This window comes from Pseudomonas sp. R5(2019) (assembly GCF_009905435.1).
Taxonomy (GTDB): domain Bacteria; phylum Pseudomonadota; class Gammaproteobacteria; order Pseudomonadales; family Pseudomonadaceae; genus Aquipseudomonas.
Window position 1 is genome coordinate 34,204 of sequence record NZ_JAAAMT010000011.1, and the last position, 19,297, is coordinate 53,500.

Sequence of the window (19,297 nt, forward strand, 5' to 3'; positions counted from 1 at the left end):
CGGTCACGACGTTGACTGCCCTGTCGGAACGACGAGTGACGCGGGTAGCGCTGCCCGTGCAGCGTCCAGAAGCTGGCCGTCCCGGATGTAAATGACGTGATCGGCCAGACGGGCCAGCTCCTCGGAGTGGGTGACCACGACGACGGTGCGCTCGCGGGCGATTTCGCGCAGCAGCTCGTAGACGATCTGTCCCGAGCGCGAGTCCAGATTGCCGGTCGGCTCGTCGGCGAGCACGAGTCGCGGTTCGTTTGCAACGGCACGGGCGATGGCCACACGCTGCATCTCGCCGCCCGACAGCTCACCCGGCCGGTGCTTGAGTCGTTGCCCGAGGTTGAATCGCTGCAACAGCGCCGTGGCCCGGTCGAGCCGCGCGGCCTTCGGCACACCGTTGAACTCCATCGGCAGTGCCACGTTTTCGAGCGCCGTCAGGTTCGGGATCAGGTTGAAGGTCTGGAAGACGAAGCCGACCGTCTGGCGCCGAAAGCGCGTCAGCTCCTGCTCCGCCAAGCGGTTGACGGTCTGCCCAGCGACGATGACGTCGCCCTGCGTCGGCTCGTCCATGCCGCCTATCATGTGCAGCAGCGTCGACTTGCCGCTGCCGCTCGGGCCGACGATGGCTACCATGCAGCACTCGCCGATTTCGAGCGAGACGTCAAACAGTGCGTGCACGACCTCATCGCCTTTATGGTATGACTTGGAGACACCGAGCAATCGGATTGCCGGCGACGCGGATGTTTCTGCTGCTTCATTCATGTTTCATGGCCTCCAGAGGAGAGAGCTTGGTCGCCTGCCACACGCCATAAGCACTGCCCAGGACGGCCGCGATGACGGCCGTGAGCACTACTGATGCGACGAGCGCCGCCGAGATGTCGCTGTCCACCGTCAGGCTGTCGAAGAGTGGCTTGTATTGGTTCGGCAAGAAGGGCCCGATCCCGATCGCGAACAGTCGCCCGGTAAGCGCCTCGCCCGCGAACTTGAAGAGCACCAGGCCGAAGAGACCGCCGAGCAGCGTGAGCCCGATCGCTTCCGCGAGGAACTGCTGCGTTACTCCTGCGTTGCTTGCACCGATGGCCTTGAGCGTGCCGATCTCGCAGGAGCGTTCCTGCACCTGCATGAGCAGTACGAAGAAGACGACCACGACCATCAGAATGATGGCCAGTAGGGCGCCGACCCAAGTCAACTGGATGACGTTGCGACTGGTGGTCGATGTGAACATGGCGGCGCTCTCGGGAGCCAGAATATCCGCCACGTCGCCCACGGCCGCCTTCAGGCGCTGCGTGACCGCCACAACGTTGTCCACCGCGTCGACCCGCACGAACAGCCACGAAATGCCGCTGTCGATCCCGTAGATCGAGCGGAAGGTGTCGATCGGCATGAACAATTGCTGATCGCCAAAGACGTAGCCACTGGCATACATGCCAATGATCCGCAGCTCCCGCTTCGGCCGATCCATGGCGTAGATGACAGGGTGCGTGCGCGTCAGATCCACGGTCAGCGTCGTATTGCCGATGTCCTCTGCCTTGATGCCCGCCCACTTCGCGTATCCCTGGCCAATGATGCCAACGTCCTGCCCGGCATCGGCCGGCGAGAAGTCGCGGCCGGCGATGATGCGCGGATTGCCCGCTTCGCCGTGCGACTCCAGCCGCTTGGCCGCGTTCGGCGCCAGCCCGACGTGCATCACGAAGTTCGGCGGCGTGATCGGCGCCATCGCCAGCAAGTAGGGCTCCACCTGGATGACATGCTCGATCGCCCGCACTTTCTCGATCACGTCCTGCGGCAGGATGCGGTCTTGGTCGGTCATGTTCACGTGCCCCATCGAACCGCGCGCACGCAGTTGCACGACGGTATTGACTTCGCGAGTCAGTACGTCGGCCTGCTTCTGCACCGCCTGGCCGATCGACTGCATCGTCAATAGCAGGAAGAACGGCACGCCGATCAGTACCGCGGTCAGCAGCAGACGCGGTTTGCTACGCATCAGATTGCGCAGGCCGAGGGTAACCATGCTCATCGACTGTTCCTCATGTGCTCTTCATGGCTTGGATGGGGCTCAAACGCATGCCTTTGACGATGGGATAGAGGGACCCCAGCGCGCCGAAGGCAAGTCCGCCAAGCGCGATAAGGGCGAAGGTGCGGGGCCCGATTTGCAACTCGACGTCCAGTGTGGTGTGGAAGACCGCGGAAAAGACTGCCGAGACCACGACCGCACCGACGGCGCCGAGGCCGGTCAATGTGAAGACCTCGGCGAGGAACTGCTTCACGACCTCGGCGTTCGACGCGCCGATCGCCTTGAGTGTCCCGATCTCGCTGATGCGCTCACGCGTGGACAGCACCATGATGAAAACGACCAGCACACCGCCGATCGTGAACAGCAACAGTGATCCATAGACGGTGGCTGCGGAGATGCTGCCCAGCGTCGCTCGCGCGGTCGCAATCTGTTCAGCCGCGGTGACGGCGTCCACGCCCTTGAGGCGCTGGAGATCTGCGGTGACGGCTTCGACGTGATCGACGGCGTCGACCGTGACGCGAATCTTGGATAGTTTGCCGCCCGGCTTGAGGATGCGCCGAAAGGTCTCGAGGGGCACGAAGACGTGGTTGTCACCAAAGTCGTTGCCGGTCGAGTAGATTCCCACGACTTGCAGCGGCTGCCCGTCGAGCATCAGCGTTTTGCCGGCCAGGGCTGGCCCTGCAGCGCCGATGTACCCGTCGGCAATCCGAAGCCGCTCGCGGGCGTACAGCTTGCCGACGATGGCGACGTTGTCGCCTTCGTCGGCCGGACTGAACGCACGACCCACCTCGATACGCGCGTTCTCGTAGTCAACCTCGCCGATCGCCCGCATCGGCGAGCCGGGTCGAAGGCCGATGACCATGGCGTACGCATTCGGCACCGAAGGGTCGATCTGCGGGGAGTGGATGTACTCCTCGACCTTCTTGATGTAGCGGGCGTTCGGGATACGTTGGATTTCATCGAGCCGCGCTACGGAGAAATCTTCTGCGCCCACCGGTTTGTCACCGCCGAAGCCGCCGGTGCCGAAAGCGCCCGCTTCGCGCAACTCGACCACCGTTCGAACACCGGCCTGCAGACTTTCCAGCTTCTCGCGGGTGGCCAGCGCGCCCTGCACCAACACGGCGAACAAGCCGATGACCAGCGCGAGCAACAGCACCACGACCGCGCTACGGAAGCGGTTGCGGAACGGATTGCGGCAACCTCGAACCAGAGCACTCATACCGCAGCCTCAGCAGCTTTGCTGCGTCTCGATTCGGTACCCAGCCTGCTCTAGCAGGGCGACCACCTGGTTGAGATCGGCGACCTGCGCATCCACAAAGATGCGCGCCGTCCCCGCCGGATACGCCACTTCAACCTGCATGACGCCGGGCTCTCGAACGAGCCGCGCCTCAATCGTGCGGGCGCAAGCCCCACACTGCATGCCTTCGATTTTCCAATTGATAGTTTTCACGATGACGCCTCGGTTTTGCCGCCCCAATAACCACGCGGTCTGATGTACCTGTGGGTGGTGCTGCCCGAACGGCAAGATCGCAGTAGGCTTCGATCACCGCATCAGTCATCGCGGCTTCGGGCGCTGCGCAGGCTTCGATGGCGGACAGGACAATATCGGCCACCATCAAATCGTTCTGGCGAATCGCCTCTCTGTAGGCACTCAACAGGAGCCTTTCAAGATAAGTCGTTCCCATGGTGAATCCCTTGGTAGTACACACTGTCAAGGTAGTGGTTGTCACGGAGGGAAGGTCAAGCGGGGAAAAGGGTTTGGGGGAGCAACGGAACAGAAAGTGCACTTAAGCCCTGCCATTTCCTCTCAGCGCCATAATCCAGGACCTTCATCTCCTCTCTCCTTGATTCCGTACTTAGCTACGGAGGTAGAGTCGGATCGTGGGTCGAAAACCCGAGAGGAGATTGCCGTTATGAAACACCTAAGACTGCTGCTGATAGTGAGTGCGACTCTGCTGTCATCCACCGTATGGGCCGAAGGCGGGAGCGACCGAGCGATTGAGCGGATTGCTTCTATGCGCGAGAAGGCTGAGGCGACCCTGGTGGCGGAAACCGTCAAGGAGATTAAGCAACTGGGGGCCACCGCGGCAGGCCGTGTCGAAGCGCAGCCCGCCTGTCCGCCTGCAAAGTAGAGCCTGTGCTACTCGACCAGATGCAGCGTGAGCCCACCCTGCTGAGGCGCGAGGGCAAATAGCAGGACCAACCTGTGGCACTTGGCAAGTACTTCTGTGGCCATTCAGCGGCGCTCATTGAGCGCCGCTTTTTTCTAAGCGCAAGCCGACCAACAGGGGCGCCTTACGCAACGGGAAATCCTCGGTTAACGCCCGAAGTCAGCGCGGTTCGTTGTCCCCCTGCAGCGAAACGATCAGCGGACAGGAAACAGTCCCGTGGCTCGCACAACAGTCGTGAACCAGCCGCGCCAACACCGATTCGATTCGCTGCAGGTCCACGAGTTTCCCCCGCACATCCTCAAGCTTCTGCTCGGCGAGCACCCGCGCTTCGTCGCAGTGCGCGCCATCCTCCAATCGCAACAGCCCGGCCACTTCATCGAGGCTAAAGCCCAGGCGTTGCGCGGATTTGACGAATTTCACCCGTGCCACATCCGCCTCACCGTAACGGCGAATGCTGCCATAGGGCTTGTCCGGCTCGGGCAACAGCCCCTTGCGTTGGTAGAACCGGATGGTTTCCACGTTGACCCCGGCCGCCTTGGCAAAGGCGCCGATGGTCAGGCTGTCCACAGTGTTTTCCATAGCGCTTGACTCCGTACTTGACTACGGAAGTAACCTTAAACTATCGCTCAAATGCTCGAAAGGAGAAATGCATGTCTGAACCGTCAAACGGGCGCGCCCCTCTTGTCGCCGGAGGGCTTGCTGCGATTCTCGCCTCGACTTGCTGCCTTGGGCCGTTGGTCCTGATCGCCCTGGGATTCAGCGGGGCCTGGATCGGCAACCTGACCGTGCTGGAACCTTACCGGCCGCTCTTCATCGGCGCAGCACTGGTGGCGCTGTTCTTCGCCTGGCGACGCATTTTCCGCCCGACTCAGGTCTGCAAACCGGGTGAGGTCTGCGCCGTGCCCCAGGTACGCACCATCTACAAGCTGCTGTTCTGGCTGGTGGCGGCATTGGCGCTAGTCGCGCTCGGCTTCCCTTACATCCTTCCCTTGTTCTACTGATCAGGAGTTCATCATGAGAAAACTGCTCGCATCCTTAGCCCTCGCCAGCCTGGTCGCCACACCTGTCTGGGCGGCCACACAGACCGTCACCCTGTCGGTGCCGGGCATGACCTGCGCCGCCTGCCCGATTACGGTGAAGACGGCGTTGACCAAGGTCGAGGGCGTGACCAAGGCTGAGGTGAGTTTCGAGAACCGCGAGGCCACCGTCACCTTTGATGATGTCAAGACCAATGCCCAGGCGCTGACCAAGGCGACCGAGGACGCCGGCTACCCGTCCAGCGTCAAGCAATAGGCGGGCATTCCGATGGAAAATCCTTTCAATCTGTTCACGCGGATCGGTGACAAAGCCGGTTCCGTCGGCGTGCTGGTTTCCGCCATAGGCTGCGCCTCGTGTTTCCCCGCCCTTGCTAGCCTGGGGGCTGCGATCGGTCTGGGCTTTTTGAGCCAGTGGGAAGAACTGTTCATCACCACGCTGTTGCCGTTATTTGCCGGGCTGGCCCTGGTCGTCAATGTCCTCGGCGGGTTCAGTCACCGGCAGTGGCGACGGGCTGCGCTCAGCCTGATCGGCCCGGCCCTGGTGCTGATAGCGGTGTATTTGATGCTGGCTCACGGCTGGCGGAGCGGCTGGCTGCTCTATATCGGCCTAGCCCTCATGTTTGGGGTGTCCATCTGGGATCTCGTGTCGCCCGCCCACCGCCGTTGCTCCCCGACGTCCTGTCCGACGCCGTCAAAATGAAGGAATAACACTATGACCAAACTACAAATCGTCGGCATGACCTGCGCTTCCTGTGTCGAGCATGTGAAAGAGGCCTTGGAGAAGATCCCCGGCGTGCATCGGGCGGATGTTTCCTACGCCAGCGGGAAGGCCGAACTGAAGGTCGACGATGGCGTAAGTCGTGAACAAATGCAGGCCGCCGTCGAGGCCCTGGGGTATCGAGCGGCGTTCGAAGATGCCACGGCACCAGTCCGTCCCGGCCTGCTCGACAAGGCACGGGGCTGGCTGAGCGGTAACACTGACGTCGGGAAAGAAGGTGACAGGCTCCACGTAGCGGTCATCGGCAGTGGTGGCGCCGCCATGGCGGCCGCGCTCAAGGCGGTGGAAGGCGGTGCGCGCGTCACCCTGATCGAGCGCGGCATCATCGGCGGCACCTGCGTCAACGTTGGCTGCGTGCCCTCCAAGATCATGATTCGCGCCGCGCATGTGGCCCATCTGCGCCGCGAGAGCCCGTTCGACGCCGGACTGTCCACCACGAGCCTGACCGTCCTGCGCGAGCGGTTGCTCGCCCAGCAACAGGGTCGTGTCGACGAACTGCGCCACGCCAAGTACGAAGGCATTCTGGAGAGCACCCCGGCCATCAGCGTGCTGCGTGGCACCGCCCGTTTCCAGGACGGCCACACGCTCAGCGTGGAACTGGCCGAGGGTGGCGAGCGCATCGTAGCCTTCGACCGTTGCCTGGTTGCCACCGGCGCAAGCGCGGCCGTTCCGCCGATTCCAGGGCTGAAAGACACGCCGTACTGGACCTCAGACGAGGCGCTGGCGAGCGACACAATCCCTAAGCGGCTCGCCGTGATCGGCGCCTCCGTAGTGGCGGTGGAACTGGCGCAGGCCTTCGCCCGGCTGGGTAGCGAGGTCACGATCCTGGCACGCAGTGCGATGTTCTTCCGCGAAGACCCGGCCATCGGCGCGGCGGTGACGGAGGCCTTCCGTATGGAGGACATCGAAGTGCTGGAGCAAACGCAAGCCAGCCAGGTGTCCCACGCCAACGGGGAGTTCGTACTGACCACCAACCATGGTGAGTTACGTGCCGACCAACTGCTCATTGCCACCGGGCGCTTGCCGAACACCCAGGGCATGAATCTGGACGGCGCCGGCGTGAAGCTGGACGAGCGCGGTGGCATCCAGATCGACCAGGGCATGCGCACCAGCGCAGCGGATATCTATGCGGCCGGCGACTGCACCGACCAGCCGCAGTTCGTCTATGTGGCGGCTGCTGCTGGCACCCGCGCGGCAATCAACATGACCGGCGGCGAGGCAACGCTCAATCTCGACGTCATGCCGGCCGTGGTGTTTACCGATCCGCAAGTGGCCACCGTCGGCTACAGCGAAGCCGAAGCGCACCACGCGGGGATCGAAACCGACAGCCGCACCTTGACCTTGGACAACGTGCCGCGCGCGTTGGCCAACTTCGACACGCGGGGTTTTATCAAACTGGTCGCCGAAGCGGGTTCCGGCCGATTGCTCGGCGTGCAGGCGGTGACTGCCGAAGCGGGTGAACTGATCCAGACGGCGGTGCTCGCCATCCGCAACCGTATGACCGTGCAGGAACTGGCTGACCAGTTGTTCCCCTACCTGACGATGGTCGAGGGCCTGAAACTCGCCGCACAGACCTTTAACAAGGACGTCAAACAATTGTCCTGCTGCGCAGGGTAATGAGAGAGCGAGGTTGAAGCATGAGCAACACGGCAGGCGAACTCGGTAGGTGCGACAGCCTACGCAAGACCTGGCAGGTGGTCAGTTTCTGGGGGCTGCCTGCCGTCGTGGCGACGATAGCAATTGTTCTGGCGGATCGACGCCCTGCGTTGTTCCTGGCAGCAAGCACCGCGCTGGTCGTGATGGGCGGCGCCTGCCTGGTCAACGCCGCGCGCTGTCGCCGCCTGCACTGCTACATCACAGGGCCTTACTTCCTGATGCTCGCGCTGAGTGCGCTACTGGCTTATGCGTTTGACCAAAACGGCGAGCATCTCTCCAGGCTGTGGCTGCTACTGGCTCTGGCTACCGTACCGTTGCTCATCTGGCTACCCGAGCGCCTAGCCGGACGGAAATATCTGAGTGCCCCAGTTTGCGGTGATGATCGGGAGTGTCGGTGATGAATGTCTACTCCATATCCAGATTGGCCGAGGCCGCGGGCGTCAGTGTCCATATAGTCCGAGATTATGTGCTGCGCGGCTTGCTGCATCCCGCGCGGCGCACGGAAAGCGGTTACGGTATTTTCGATGAGCGGTCCCTCGCGCGGCTGTGCTTCGTGCGCGCCGCCTTCAAGTCTGGTATCGGGCTCGACGAATTGGCGAGGCTCTGTCGAGCGCTCGATGCGGACAATAGTACCGATGTGATCGGGTGTATCGAGCACTTGCTCAGGCAAATCGCGACACGGCAGGCGGCTTTAGCCGCAGTGAAAACGGAGTTGGCCGGGCTGACCCATCGCGCCATCGAAGGTCACACCCATGCGTAATACCAACCAATCCGAATCAATCAAGATGCCCCGCTGGCGCGCCTACACGTGGGGTGTGCTCGCCGCGCTCACCTGCCCTTGCCATCTGCCAGTGCTGGCATTGCTGCTTTCGGGGACAGCGGCCGGCGCGTTCGTCAGCGAGCATTGGAGCTTCGCGACGCTCGTGCTGGCGGTTTTCTTCATCCTCTTCCTGCGAGCGGCATTGCAGGCCTTTCGGAAGCGGCCGTGACCCGCTCGGAGCACAGCGCGACCGACCACCACTGCCGAGTTGCGGCAGGCTTGGAAGCGTTGGGAATTTTTGCTGCACTACCAGCCGCAGGTCGATCTGCGCACAGGTTCGATCACAGGTGCGGAAGGGTTACTAGGTTTTCTTGGACGATGGAGGAACCCCATCATGAACGCAAACGACACCCCCACTATCAGCTGCTGCGAATGTTGCAAGGAAATTTCCCTTGACGCCGCACTGACGCCGGAAGGTACCGAGTACGTCGTGCACTTCTGTGGCCTGGAGTGCTATCAGCGTTTTATGTCGCGCGCAGATAAGAGAGCGGCATCCGAGCCTGATCACCCCTGCACACCAAAGGTCAGTACCCGTCACGACGACTAATCTTTGCCTCTGGAAAGTGGCTCTGGTTTTTTGCAGAAAGCGTGAGCCCATTGAGATTAAATGCAAGTCCGCTCGTGGCTAATGTAAGCCCGAAGGCTTCGTCAGTAGTTTTATCTAGGCCGATGCCCAGGAGGACGGCAGCGTACCTACAGGGCGTCAAAACCGGCTACTCTGAGTCAAAGTCCACCCCACAGTACAGCGATGCTATAGAGTTACTCGTCATCAGTTTTACTCTGCACCTCCATTGTATTCAGTCTGCCGGCAGCCCATCTGCACGGATAGTCTAGTCCTGATAGTCAGGAGCAAGCGCTGCCAAAGGAGCAACGTGTTTAGAACCCGCCTGCAAGCATGAACATAAAGCAGAAATATCCTCTTGAAGGGCCATCGCCTGTTCCCAAATACTGTCGATATCACTGGAAGCCACAGTGAGGGGGAAACCTTCCAGTACCGTCATGGCCATGGCATGCAGGCGTAGGAAGTCTTCTCGAATGCTACCGACCCCTCCGATTTCAGCAAGGCAGGCATCCAGCCGGTCGACCAAGTTGAGCAACTGAGCGGTGTCGTAGCTTGCACGCAGAGAGTCGAGTACCTTGGCATCGACGTCCCCATAAGGTGTCACGCAGAACGAAGCTGGCGGGATATGCATCAGTTCGTCACCTCAACGTTGCTGTCGGGCATCTGTTTCGCACGCATTGATCCCGCAGCCTGCTGGAAAATGGAATCCTTGATCCAGGGTTCCGGTGGGCGTTTGAGTTTCAGGTTGAACTCCCCAAAGCGTTTGACATTGCTGGTCAGGTAGGGACTGAGAAACGATACGTCATTGTCAGTGAACTGCCAGCCATCACGGGCGAGCTTCTGCAGGATGCGCATCATGTCCACGGTGTTCTGCAGGATCACCGACGAGGCCACCATGTCGTTGTAGCGCAGGCGCTTCTGCTGCTCGTCCGGATCGTTTTCGGCGATCACGTCACCGCCAAAGGACAGCCACTTAGAGAAGCCGTTGTAGGACTCGATCTTATTGGTGTTAGCGGTGACTTCCTGGCGCAACTCGCGGCTGCCGATCCAGTTGAGTAGGAATATTGTCCGGATCACGCTGCCCAGCGCTTGCGCGGCATGGTAGAGCTTGTTGCGCCGGCTGTAGGAGCCAAGTTTGCGCAGCAGTATAGGCGAGGAAATCTTGCCGGCCTGGATCGACAGCGCGACCTGCATCAGATCCTGCCAGTGGGTTTCGATCAGGTGCCAGTCGGCGGTGTCGGTGAACAGACGGTTGATGTGTTTATACGCAACGCCGCGATCCGGCCGGCACATCACCAGGTCGCGCCAGTTGCGGATACGTGGCATCAGGTTGATGCCCAGCAGGTGAGTGAAGGCGAACACCGTGGCCGACTGCCCTTGGGTATCGGAGTACACCGTATCGGGTTCGACGCTGAGGTCGGCCTTGAGCAACCCCTCGATCACATAGATTGCCTCCCAGATACCAGGCGGGATGAAGTGCTGGAACACCGCGATGTAGTTGTTGGCCACGTGTCGGTACGCCACGGCCCCCATCTTGCGATAGCGGAAGTGGTAGCCGGCCAGCAGATTGTCGTCATAGAAGTCGAACTGCGTACCGTCTGCGGCCACCGCCTTGCCGTCGCCCCAGAGCTTGGGCAGGTCAAGTTGCAGATAGAGTTCCACCAGCTCGCGGTTAGCCTTGTCTAACTTCTCAAGCGAGAGGTGGCGGCGATTCGTATAGGACAGCATGTGCGGCGTGACATTACCGGCCAGATGCCGTGCGGCCTGGTTGGGGCCGAGGTTGCAGCCCATGGCGAAGATCGTCATCAGGTAGCGCTCGGCCGGTTCTTTGAGCTTTGGCTCGTTGCCGGACATCGGCCCGAAATGCCGAGTGAACTGAATCCAATGCTCAATGTTGGCCATGATGTCGAGCACGTGCCTGGCCGGCATGCGCTGCATAAGCGCCGTCTGTAGCGAGATGGCCGAAGGCGGGATGTCCCGCGCTACCACTCGGCGTAGCACCGGTTCGCCGGCTTCATTGATCGATACGTCACCTCGGCAAGAAGGGATTTTTTCATCCAGATGCTGCGCGGTTTCCTCCAACTGGATCTTGAGGGAGGCAACAAACTCCTTTGCCGTGCCAGGCAGCCCCACCTTTTCGCAGTAGGCCGGTAGACGCTGGAGACATTCTTCCCAGGGCAGAACTGCTTACGGTAGTCGGCGAAAGATTCCGACCCCAGCACGCACATATCACCCGAGCGCAGCTCACTGGCCAGATAAGAGAACACGCAGACTTCCAGATAGCGCCGGTTGGTCGGTGGCCCTTCACTGGCAGGACGACGCACGACCTTAACCCAGCGCTCCGACGCAAACGACAAGTCGACATGCTCGTCGATCCACTCGCGGTGTAGATTTTCGCTGTCCTGGATGAGCTGAAGCGCCTGGATAAGTGAGCGATCCTGAGTCGTGGGTTCCAGTTGAAGAAGGTGGCTGAGACGGAACAACAGCGAGCGATGGGACTTGAAGTGCTTCCAGATCAGCGGCAGGTAGTTGTTACCGCCCGTAGCCTGGACTTCGGCGCAAGTCTCGCGCAACCGATCCAGGTTGCCATCGGGAGAGAGGTATTCCCGGATCAGACTGCCAGCCTCCTGGTCATCCGGTTCCTGAACCAGAATCTGCACCACGCCGTCCAGGGTGGCCACCAGTTGCTCCAGCTTCTGGCGTTGCCGCGCCTGGATTTGCTCCAACTCCTCCTTGGCGCGTTTGTGGATCGTCGAAATCCGTCGGATGAACATCTCGGCCAGGTGATCCCGAGTTCGCACCCGCATCCGATAGATCAGGGACAGCATCAGTGTGTAGCGTTTCGGCAGCGAGCAGTCCTTCAGCTCGGCAACGTCCGACGCGGCGGCTTGGGTGGCGAAGTGGCGGATCTTAGCATCGACGACCCCCTCAAGAATGGCATCCAAATCTCCGAAGCTCTCTAACCACGCCAGGTGGTCGATCAACACTTCCAGGTGCTTGCGGGAAGGCTTCTTGGGTGCCTGTTTGAGTGCGTTGAAGTCACTCTGCCGACGCCCGAAATCCGTGTCGAGCAGCTCCTTTAGCTTGTAGATCACCTCGATTGGCGCTCGGGCCACGACCAGGTTGAAGGTAACTTCCTGAGCACTCGCCAAAGCGGTTTCTGCGATGTTGTTGAGCGTCGAATAAGCCGGAAGCTCATAGCCACGCTGAATCAGCTCATCAAGCATGGCATTAATGAGATCGACTCGCTGTTCAAGCACTACAGCGCAGTCACGTGCGATTTCCTCTGTGATCGCTAGCCCGTCGCTGCTGTAAAAGGGTGTAACCTGCAGGTACTGTCGTACCGCCGCTTGGTGCCGGTAAAGGGTGCGGGGGTTGCTGTAGCGCGGAGCTATTCGTGCGCCGTAGCGGAGGCATTGTCGGACATGACTGATGAGCTCCTGAGGAAGCTCCTCGAACGGAATAAAATAGTGAAGCTGCTGAAACACCTTTAGCTGGATTGCTAGCCCAATCGATAACGCCGGACTCTTAGCGGTGTTGTTGACCCATTCGATCTCTGAATCAGACAGAGAATAGCATCGATGCAGCTCCTTAGCTGGTAACTGGCTGGGCAAGAGCGGGTAGGCTGTCCTTTCCACCGAAGCCATTAAGTTCATCCCCCAAGCAAGGCAAAACATCAGCATAGACGGCTAGTCAGGCGGGGATGATCAGCAATCAAAAGCCAATAAATTTCCTTTTAATTCAATATCTTGCAGAACGAATGTCCTAATTTTTGCCTTATCTCGGCATAACCCGTACCCAGCTTGGAATGAGGTGGATGGAATTTTGTATCGCGGCATTTTCGCTACGACCAAGCGCGAGGCCAACAACAAAGCGCGCCGCATGGCTGACGGCGATGGCCACCTCTGCGGTGGTCAGGGTTGGGTAACGTTCACAGCGACTGAAGAGTTGGATTTGTAGGCCTCCGCGCCAATAGCTTTGCAGAGGTATTGAAAGGTGTTCCAGGAGTCAGCCATGCAATATCGTCCCGAGATTCAATTAGAGATGTTTCCGCATGCTCCAATGGAGGCTGCTTGCGTAGAAGGTCGGATTGCGTTGATGCGTCCCCACCGCTGGGCCAACAAGATCACGGGCGAGTTAGCGCTTGTAGAGATAATGCTCAAGCCGCACGAAAACCAATGGATGTGGGCCATCAGTTTTTGTTCCCGAAATGGCTCGGGCCAGGGCTATGCGCCGCTGCCGAAGTGGGGGAAGTTTGCAGACTCTCGCGCTGAAGCATTGGAGCATGCTGTGGAGGAGGTGCGTGCAGTGATGAGCAGAGCCACGCCAGATGAACGCTTGCGAATAGTACAGTGGTGCGGAGAGCTTCTCGCCGGTCAGCACTCCTGACCGCCATTGAGGAAATAATGAAACGTCGTTTGAGTTAGTCTCTTGCGGGAAAGATTATGTGTTGATCCTCTTCACAACATTAAAATATTAAATCTCTTTATATGTCGCATTTCATTACTCTCGATTCATTCGAAAAGATTAACTGTCGCGCTTGAATCGGCGTTTTTTTGTGGGAGTCTAGTCTCTGAAGAAAAACAAAGCCTTCCACGAAAATGCAGGACAGAATATGACTCTTAATGTTGATAAAGAGATTGCACTTGCTCATTTGGCAGCAGCGGGCTGGGCTCTCGATGAGTACAACCAGTCTAACCCTATTGAAAGTCACGCAATTTATGTGCATGACTTCCGGTGCAATAAATTAAAAGTAGTTTGCATCGAGCGCGAACAGTTTTCTAAGTCGCACGGTTTTCCATCTTTGGATGCATCGGTGAATGCCCTCTGCTGGTTGTTGGGGCAATCGTTCAAAGGGACGCTTACTCAGGCTGACTCGGGCGCTATGTTCGCATCTATTGTTGACTATCTCAGGGAAACCCAAAGCTATCGCGTCTGGCGTGGCCAGGCGGCGCTCAGCGAGCGAATGCATGCGGTGTTGAACATCTACCCCGGCTCAGGGCAACCTTGGGTTCGCCCTTTCATTATCAAATCCGATAGAACTGTAGTTGATGCAGAAGCTGTAATTGACGTTTCGAAGCAAGTCGCAACACAGGACAAAGTCCGTCATCCGGAATGGTTCTGAACTGTCTAAAGAAGTTGGTAGACGGCGAACATGTAGAGTCGCCGTCGTACAACAGCATTGAGTGCCTTGTGCTGTCTACCTTTTGATTGACAGATTCTGCTGGTTTGACAGCTTTCTAATAAATGATCTAATGACGCGAATTGATTCATATGGAGCGCGGTACATGGATGTTCAACGCCAGTTTGCCGGGGGCGAATTCGGAGATGAATATAAAACCGAGCGTGGTGGAAGCGTGTTCGCGACAGTACCCCATGGCCAGCTTGCTGCGCTGGTTGTCTCCTACTGGGAGCTGCGGGGGCGTATCAAGGGCATGGCCTCTACGATGGCCACGGAACACAGCCCTGATGACCTGCGGTACTTTCGCAAGGGGAACGGTATTTGTACCGGCATCCCCTTGAGCGCTTCGCCTGATCATCCGCTCGACGTTGAAGGGGCGTTAACCGCTCTGAGGTCAGATTTCTGGTCCCGAGCGCTCCAGCTAACCGATGTTTACGAATCCATGCCTCAAGCGCGCCAGGAGGCCTGGAATACTCGGTTGCTCGCTTGGCTTAGGCCCGGTTACAGGAGGGGCGTCAATCCAGCGGAGGATCTACCCGAGTTCGACAAGGAATCGGTCGATAACTTGATCTCCAATTTGCTTAACCGTCGGCCACTTTTCCTTGCTGAGCGTGTACACGGAATTTTCGTTGGGCTATCAGAAAAGTGTTTAGCAACTCAGCCTGAAGCTTTTTACAAGCCGCTCGTAATAGACCTCGGCCTAGATGAGCGGGAGAGAGTCAATTATCAAAAGCTTGGCCTTATAAATGAGCTGCGCTGGATAGTTTCAAAATTCAAAGGTGCTAATGAACAACCACACTTTACAACAACGTATAAATTGCTTTATCGCGCAAAAACTACTCAGGATGCAGTCTGTGATGTTGACGGCGGGGTTTTAAAGTTTACCTTTGATAAGGCGGGAGTAACTGAATTAACGGTTGGTGGAGAGATTGCGTGGAAACTGAATGCCGTGATTTCGAAGTTACACCCGTCAGCAATCCCTGAGAAATATCGGATACGCCACAGAAACCAACCCAAGCACATTTTACACAGTTAGCTTTTGGAGCATCAAAATGTCTTACGAGAACACGCTTTCGTCGTATCGCCGCCTTTTGGAAGAAAACCCCGGCAAAGCTCTGCGCATCGGTGACGACTGCGTAGCGATTCTCGTTGACGGCTATTTGTGTGGTGCTCACCTGGCTGCTCAAGATAACGGATTCGATGTAGGTGTTTCATTTGACTTTGATCATAGTGGCTGGGACAGCGACAACGATTGTTGGGATGCCGATTTAAGCACGAGCAACACTGCTTACTGCATAAGCCACCCTGTATTCATACAACTTAAATAGGAAATAAAGGGATTTACGATGGCACGACGCCGTAAAAGCTCAGCGCTTGACGATTTACTAGACATATCCATATCTATTCCACTTTGGGCAAATCTGCTCATTGCCGCCGTGCTATTCGTCGGTCTGCATTTATATGCTGGCGGGGAAACACCGACTATTAACATGACCTCAGGCAATGTTGGTGAGGCCATTGTTGGAAACATATTCAAGGTGCTCGGCTACTACGGTCAGTTCCTACTGCCTCCGGTCTTCATCCTTGGAGGCATAATCGGTTCGTTCCGGCGCAAATTACGGTCTGACCAGTTCAGCCGGATTTCATCCACTCAAGACCCTGGAGCTTCGATTCGAAGCCTTACTTGGCACGAGTTCGAACGGATGACTGGCGAGGCTCTACGCCGACAGGGCTACCTCGTTGAGGAGACGAAAAAAGGGCCAGATGGCGGTGTTGATTTAGTACTGCGCATGAACGACGAACTGTTTCTCGTGCAGTGCAAACAATGGAAAGCGCAAAGAGTGAGTGTCCAAGTCGTACGCGAGCTGTACGGAGTTATGGCAGCGCAGGGAGCCACGGGCGGATTCGTTGTCACGTCTGGAGCGTTTACTTCAGAGGCAATGAAATTTGCCTCGGGCACAAACATTCAACTCATCGACGGTAAGAGCCTGGCGAGCTGGTTTCGCGCAGTAGGTGATGCGGCTGCAAAACCTGCACCTACTCCTCGGTGCCCCCGCTGCGGCGATGTGATGACACCGAGATTCGCAAGGGCCGGGGGCGGAAGCCTCAGTGCCAGCAAAGTTTTTCTCGGATGTACCAATTTTCCAGCCTGCCGTGGTACCCGACAATTGGTTTCATCGGAGGCCAACAATGTCGCGCAAACCGACGGTCCTGAATCGAATGAACGGAGGAAAAGCTCATGAATAAAAAAAGGTCTACAGCGTTCATTGCTGGTCGCAAGACCAAAGAAGAAGGAATCAGTTTGGAGGATTCTGCGCTCAAGAACCTCCGCGTCGGCAGCAGGCAATATAAGGACTACATCGCTGGGTACAACAGCCATGAGGCCGAGCAGGGAGCGGGCACTGAACAGCGCCCTGGTTCCGAAGCGCTGCCTACCGACATTCAAGAAGTCACAATGCTTGCCGAGACAGATATTGATCGGCGTATGGCCGATTTGCTCGATGCGTTGGATGGTGTTGAAACAGATGGGGAGGTGCGGGATCGCTTGATGAGCCACGCAGAGCTGGTCCGCGATTTGTCCGATTCATGCGAAAAGACCGGTTTGTTTAATCGTTCAGCCGAGCTAATCGCTACGTTCAAGACGGAACTCGAAGCGCAAACCCCACCAGACCAGCGACTCGTGAAGTCGTGGCATTGGTTGCTGAGTCGAATCGTTTACGCACCGACCAACTTACACAGGCGCAGCGCGGTTCGCCTCTGCCTACCACTGGTCGCGGCCTACCTGCCTACGCAGAGACCATGACTGGAAATTGTGCAGCAGCATTTTTACAGAAACTCACTAATCGAATAAGTGATAAATATGCAGAACTCTCTTTTGGCTTTTCCTTACAATTTGATGGTCGTGGCTGTCGGATGTGTGATCGCATATTCGTTGCTGCATATTGGCACTGATAAAGAAATCGATGTGAATTCGTTGAAGGACGGCAAGCATTTTGTATTGCGCGATAAAGTCAAAGAAGGGGTATACAACACGACTATTTATGTAAAGTCTCCCGATAAGGTTGTACAGATGAATGGCGTGGTGGATGGTTTGCTGACAAACCAGCCTGGACAACTTGTAGATTTCAAATCAACCGACAAGGATTGCTCGGGTATGAAGTTAAAATTTCTTTATATGCAGGAAACTGCCCAAATTACGTTCGACGATCCGATACCGCGTGCATGCCAGATGTATGGAAACCTAAAGGACACGGAATGGTTGGTTAACATTGCTCCATGATTGTGACCGTCTGAAGTGGTTATTAATTAGTTCTTCGCTCTTGTAACTGGACTTTTGTAGTTTAACGTTTCCCCTAGTTGAAGTTATTCAATAAGGGGGAAAGATGTTTAAGTTCGACTTAGCTTTTCATTCAGGTATGAGTTCGAGAAGTGATTTACGAGCCGCAGTTGATGAGGGTGTTCCTGTAGGTGTTGTTGCCACGCTTCTGGATGTCGCTAAAACAATTTTAGTCCTGCCGCGTCACCTTGATGCCGGTTTCGCTGTGTTCATCGATTCCGGGGCCTTTGCGGCGTTTCAGAAGCGGGAGGTGGTTGAGTGGGCCAGGGTATTTCGTGCCTACGAAAGCGTTCTCCATATGACCGACAGGCCCCAGAAGTTGAGCATCGTTGCCCCTGACGTGATCGGTGATCAGCGCGGAACGCTCGCACTGTGGGAAGTCCATGCTGAACGCGTTCGTGCCTGGATTGATGCTGGTGCTCGCGTAATCATTCCGCTGCAATGCGGTGAACTCAGTGCCGGTTCAATGCTCGATAGAGCCAAGCAGATCTTCAAGACAGATCGTTTCTGCGCGGGCATACCTTCCAATTTAGAAGCTATGACTGCTGCCGATGCAGCAACACTTCGTCACTCTGACTTCCATATTTTGGGGCGCGTGATCCTGACGGAGGAGCTCAAGAGCAAACTCAATGCCTTGTTGGCCAACAATCCAGCGGCCTACTACACGGCTGACGCGAATTGGCTCCGCTCGCGCTTACGTCAGATTAGCAGCGCTGCGCAGGTTTTTCGACAGGAGCGCTCAGGCACTTCATGGGACTCGTCGCGCACGCGTGCGGTGCGTTCTGTCCTCCGAAAAGATGCGTATGATTTCAAACAGGCATGAAGCCGGTTTTATGGCCTGGGTGACACGGTAGATGTGTAATTGCATAGACTTGACCAGCACACGCTGTAGTGACGACCGGCAGAGAGCCACCAGGACGAAATATCGCCGCCACCGAATGGGCGAGCCCGTGCCCTTTGCCGAATCAGCCATAAAGGAGCTGCGATGCTTGTTTACAAATACATGAGTCTACAAGGGCTGGATGCGTGTCTGAACCAACGAACGATCAGGTTCACGAAGCCGGTCAACTTTAACGATCCCTTCGACTGTGCAGCGGCGGCGGAGAAGGAAATGGAAAAAGGGCTGAACATGCGCACCGCTGGCTCGACTAATGCCGACAAGCTTTTCACGATCAGAAACGCCATAGGCATCCTTTCCCTAACTCGAAATCCACTCAACCCTCTGATGTGGGCACACTATGGCGAGAACCACAGGGGAGGAGTGATAGCTATAGACACCGAGGAGGCGGGCCTCGAATGCACAGAGACAAACATTATCTCTGCCAGCGCTGGCAACGTGATCTACACGACCGTCAGGCCTAGCGTGGAGGATGACCATCTCCCTCACCACGGTGAAATTACGGCACAGCATGACAGGCTGATGCTTGAAAGACTGTTCCTCTACAAATCCTTGCATTGGTCATACGAAGAGGAGATCAGGGTGGCACGTCGCGTTGACTACACGCCGCAAGTGCCACACCAAGACTTCGAGATTCCTAGCACCGCCATTAAAGCTGTCTACCTAGGAGCCAAATATTTTTCTGCCCTAATAGATGATTATGACGACGAGTTGCCACGGGTTCACTTAAAGCACCCAAAACACGAAATCTACCTTTGCTACCAAGATCGCAAGACCTGGGACCTACATGCAGAGCGATATGATCCCACCGGGATCAAATAGCCTCCCGCTTAATACGGCCTACGGGCCTG

Annotated in this window: 25 protein-coding genes and 1 pseudogene; 18 read left to right on the top strand and 8 right to left on the bottom strand. The window is 57.3% G+C overall.

Annotated elements, in window-relative coordinates:
- Positions 1–3: 3 nt before the first annotated feature.
- From GUY40_RS09675 to GUY40_RS09695, 5 genes are read right to left on the bottom strand one after another with little or no spacing between them, the layout of a single operon-like run.
- Complete coding sequence (locus GUY40_RS09675; protein ID WP_166568733.1) at positions 4–753, bottom strand: ABC transporter ATP-binding protein; 750 nt, start codon at positions 751–753, stop codon at positions 4–6.
- Complete coding sequence (locus tag GUY40_RS09680; protein ID WP_166568734.1) at positions 746–2,008, bottom strand: ABC transporter permease; 1,263 nt, start codon at positions 2,006–2,008, stop codon at positions 746–748. The genes GUY40_RS09675 and GUY40_RS09680 overlap by 8 nt, the downstream gene beginning before the upstream one ends.
- Positions 2,009–2,018: 10 nt before the next feature.
- Positions 2,019–3,224 carry an ABC transporter permease gene (locus GUY40_RS09685; RefSeq protein WP_166568735.1) on the bottom strand — a complete coding sequence of 402 codons (1,206 nt, stop codon included), beginning with the start codon at positions 3,222–3,224 and terminating at the stop codon, positions 2,019–2,021.
- A gap of 9 nt (positions 3,225–3,233) precedes the next feature.
- A complete protein-coding gene (locus GUY40_RS09690) occupies positions 3,234–3,425 on the bottom strand; it encodes a heavy-metal-associated domain-containing protein (RefSeq protein WP_256675696.1) in 192 nt (63 codons plus the stop codon).
- Positions 3,394–3,690, bottom strand: coding sequence for a hypothetical protein (locus tag GUY40_RS09695; RefSeq protein ID WP_166568699.1), 297 nt, complete (start codon positions 3,688–3,690; stop codon positions 3,394–3,396). Before GUY40_RS09695 ends, GUY40_RS09690 begins: the two co-directional genes overlap by 32 nt.
- A 228-nt stretch (positions 3,691–3,918) precedes the next feature.
- On the opposite strand from GUY40_RS09695, the gene GUY40_RS09700 reads away from it, so the two are divergent.
- Complete coding sequence (locus tag GUY40_RS09700; protein ID WP_166568700.1) at positions 3,919–4,137, top strand: co-regulatory protein PtrA N-terminal domain-containing protein; 219 nt, start codon at positions 3,919–3,921, stop codon at positions 4,135–4,137.
- Between the two features lie 198 nt (positions 4,138–4,335).
- Here the strand turns inward: GUY40_RS09700 and merR are convergent, their stop codons facing one another.
- Positions 4,336–4,755 (bottom strand): Hg(II)-responsive transcriptional regulator, encoded by a 420-nt coding sequence (gene merR, locus GUY40_RS09705; RefSeq protein ID WP_166568737.1) that lies wholly within the window; start codon positions 4,753–4,755, stop codon positions 4,336–4,338.
- Positions 4,756–4,826: 71 nt separating this feature from the next.
- Between merR and merT the strand changes: the two genes are divergently transcribed.
- From merT to GUY40_RS09745, 8 genes are all read left to right on the top strand, one after another.
- The gene (merT, locus tag GUY40_RS09710; RefSeq protein ID WP_166568738.1) at positions 4,827–5,177 is read left to right on the top strand and encodes a mercuric ion transporter MerT; all 351 of its coding nucleotides are present in this window, start codon (positions 4,827–4,829) and stop codon (positions 5,175–5,177) included.
- A 13-nt stretch (positions 5,178–5,190) separates the two neighbouring features.
- Positions 5,191–5,469: a mercury resistance system periplasmic binding protein MerP gene (merP, locus tag GUY40_RS09715; protein WP_166568715.1), complete on the top strand. Its 279-nt coding sequence runs from the start codon at positions 5,191–5,193 to the stop codon at positions 5,467–5,469.
- A gap of 12 nt (positions 5,470–5,481) precedes the next feature.
- Positions 5,482–5,913: an organomercurial transporter MerC gene (gene merC / locus GUY40_RS09720; RefSeq protein WP_166568716.1), complete on the top strand. Its 432-nt coding sequence runs from the start codon at positions 5,482–5,484 to the stop codon at positions 5,911–5,913.
- Positions 5,914–5,925: 12 nt separating this feature from the next.
- Complete coding sequence (gene merA, locus GUY40_RS09725; RefSeq protein ID WP_166568717.1) at positions 5,926–7,608, top strand: mercury(II) reductase; 1,683 nt, start codon at positions 5,926–5,928, stop codon at positions 7,606–7,608.
- Positions 7,609–7,628: 20 nt separating this feature from the next.
- Positions 7,629–8,045: a hypothetical protein gene (locus GUY40_RS09730; protein WP_166568718.1), complete on the top strand. Its 417-nt coding sequence runs from the start codon at positions 7,629–7,631 to the stop codon at positions 8,043–8,045.
- Positions 8,045–8,407, top strand: coding sequence for a mercuric resistance transcriptional repressor MerD (gene merD, locus GUY40_RS09735; protein WP_166568739.1), 363 nt, complete (start codon positions 8,045–8,047; stop codon positions 8,405–8,407). The genes GUY40_RS09730 and merD overlap by 1 nt, the downstream gene beginning before the upstream one ends.
- On the top strand, positions 8,400–8,636 hold the full coding sequence (gene merE / locus GUY40_RS09740; protein ID WP_166568740.1) for a broad-spectrum mercury transporter MerE: 237 nt from the start codon (positions 8,400–8,402) through the stop codon (positions 8,634–8,636). The genes merD and merE overlap by 8 nt, the downstream gene beginning before the upstream one ends.
- A gap of 165 nt (positions 8,637–8,801) precedes the next feature.
- Entirely contained in the window at positions 8,802–9,014 is a 213-nt protein-coding gene (locus GUY40_RS09745) for a DUF3330 domain-containing protein (RefSeq protein ID WP_123085811.1), read from the top strand.
- A 283-nt stretch (positions 9,015–9,297) separates the two neighbouring features.
- On the opposite strand, the gene tnpC is transcribed toward GUY40_RS09745, so the two are convergent.
- Both tnpC and GUY40_RS09755 read right to left on the bottom strand, forming a co-directional pair.
- Positions 9,298–9,660, bottom strand: coding sequence for a Tn3 family transposase post-transcriptional regulator TnpC (gene tnpC / locus GUY40_RS09750; RefSeq protein ID WP_178117756.1), 363 nt, complete (start codon positions 9,658–9,660; stop codon positions 9,298–9,300).
- Positions 9,660–12,676 (bottom strand): annotated as a pseudogene (locus GUY40_RS09755) (Tn3 family transposase). The gene tnpC and the pseudogene GUY40_RS09755 overlap by 1 nt, the downstream one beginning before the upstream one ends.
- 367 nt (positions 12,677–13,043) lie before the next feature.
- Between GUY40_RS09755 and GUY40_RS09760 the strand changes: the two are divergent.
- The 9 genes from GUY40_RS09760 to GUY40_RS09800 all read left to right on the top strand — a co-directional run bounded on the left by GUY40_RS09760 (position 13,044) and on the right by GUY40_RS09800 (position 19,268).
- On the top strand, positions 13,044–13,418 hold the full coding sequence (locus GUY40_RS09760) for a hypothetical protein (protein ID WP_166568741.1): 375 nt from the start codon (positions 13,044–13,046) through the stop codon (positions 13,416–13,418).
- 226 nt (positions 13,419–13,644) lie between these two features.
- The gene (locus GUY40_RS09765) at positions 13,645–14,154 is read left to right on the top strand and encodes a hypothetical protein (protein ID WP_166568742.1); all 510 of its coding nucleotides are present in this window, start codon (positions 13,645–13,647) and stop codon (positions 14,152–14,154) included.
- Between the two features lie 163 nt (positions 14,155–14,317).
- The gene (locus GUY40_RS09770) at positions 14,318–15,247 is read left to right on the top strand and encodes a hypothetical protein (protein WP_166568743.1); all 930 of its coding nucleotides are present in this window, start codon (positions 14,318–14,320) and stop codon (positions 15,245–15,247) included.
- A gap of 16 nt (positions 15,248–15,263) precedes the next feature.
- Entirely contained in the window at positions 15,264–15,539 is a 276-nt protein-coding gene (locus GUY40_RS09775) for a hypothetical protein (protein ID WP_166568744.1), read from the top strand.
- An 18-nt stretch (positions 15,540–15,557) separates the two neighbouring features.
- The gene (locus GUY40_RS09780; protein WP_166568745.1) at positions 15,558–16,454 is read left to right on the top strand and encodes a restriction endonuclease; all 897 of its coding nucleotides are present in this window, start codon (positions 15,558–15,560) and stop codon (positions 16,452–16,454) included.
- Positions 16,451–17,014, top strand: coding sequence for a hypothetical protein (locus tag GUY40_RS27975; protein ID WP_178117757.1), 564 nt, complete (start codon positions 16,451–16,453; stop codon positions 17,012–17,014). Before GUY40_RS09780 ends, GUY40_RS27975 begins: the two co-directional genes overlap by 4 nt.
- Before the next feature lie 57 nt (positions 17,015–17,071).
- A complete protein-coding gene (locus GUY40_RS09790) occupies positions 17,072–17,491 on the top strand; it encodes a hypothetical protein (RefSeq protein ID WP_166568746.1) in 420 nt (139 codons plus the stop codon).
- A gap of 103 nt (positions 17,492–17,594) precedes the next feature.
- Positions 17,595–18,371 (top strand): hypothetical protein, encoded by a 777-nt coding sequence (locus GUY40_RS09795; RefSeq protein WP_256675690.1) that lies wholly within the window; start codon positions 17,595–17,597, stop codon positions 18,369–18,371.
- A 162-nt stretch (positions 18,372–18,533) separates the two neighbouring features.
- Positions 18,534–19,268: a DUF2971 domain-containing protein gene (locus GUY40_RS09800; protein WP_166568747.1), complete on the top strand. Its 735-nt coding sequence runs from the start codon at positions 18,534–18,536 to the stop codon at positions 19,266–19,268.
- The last annotated feature ends 29 nt before the right edge of the window (positions 19,269–19,297 follow it).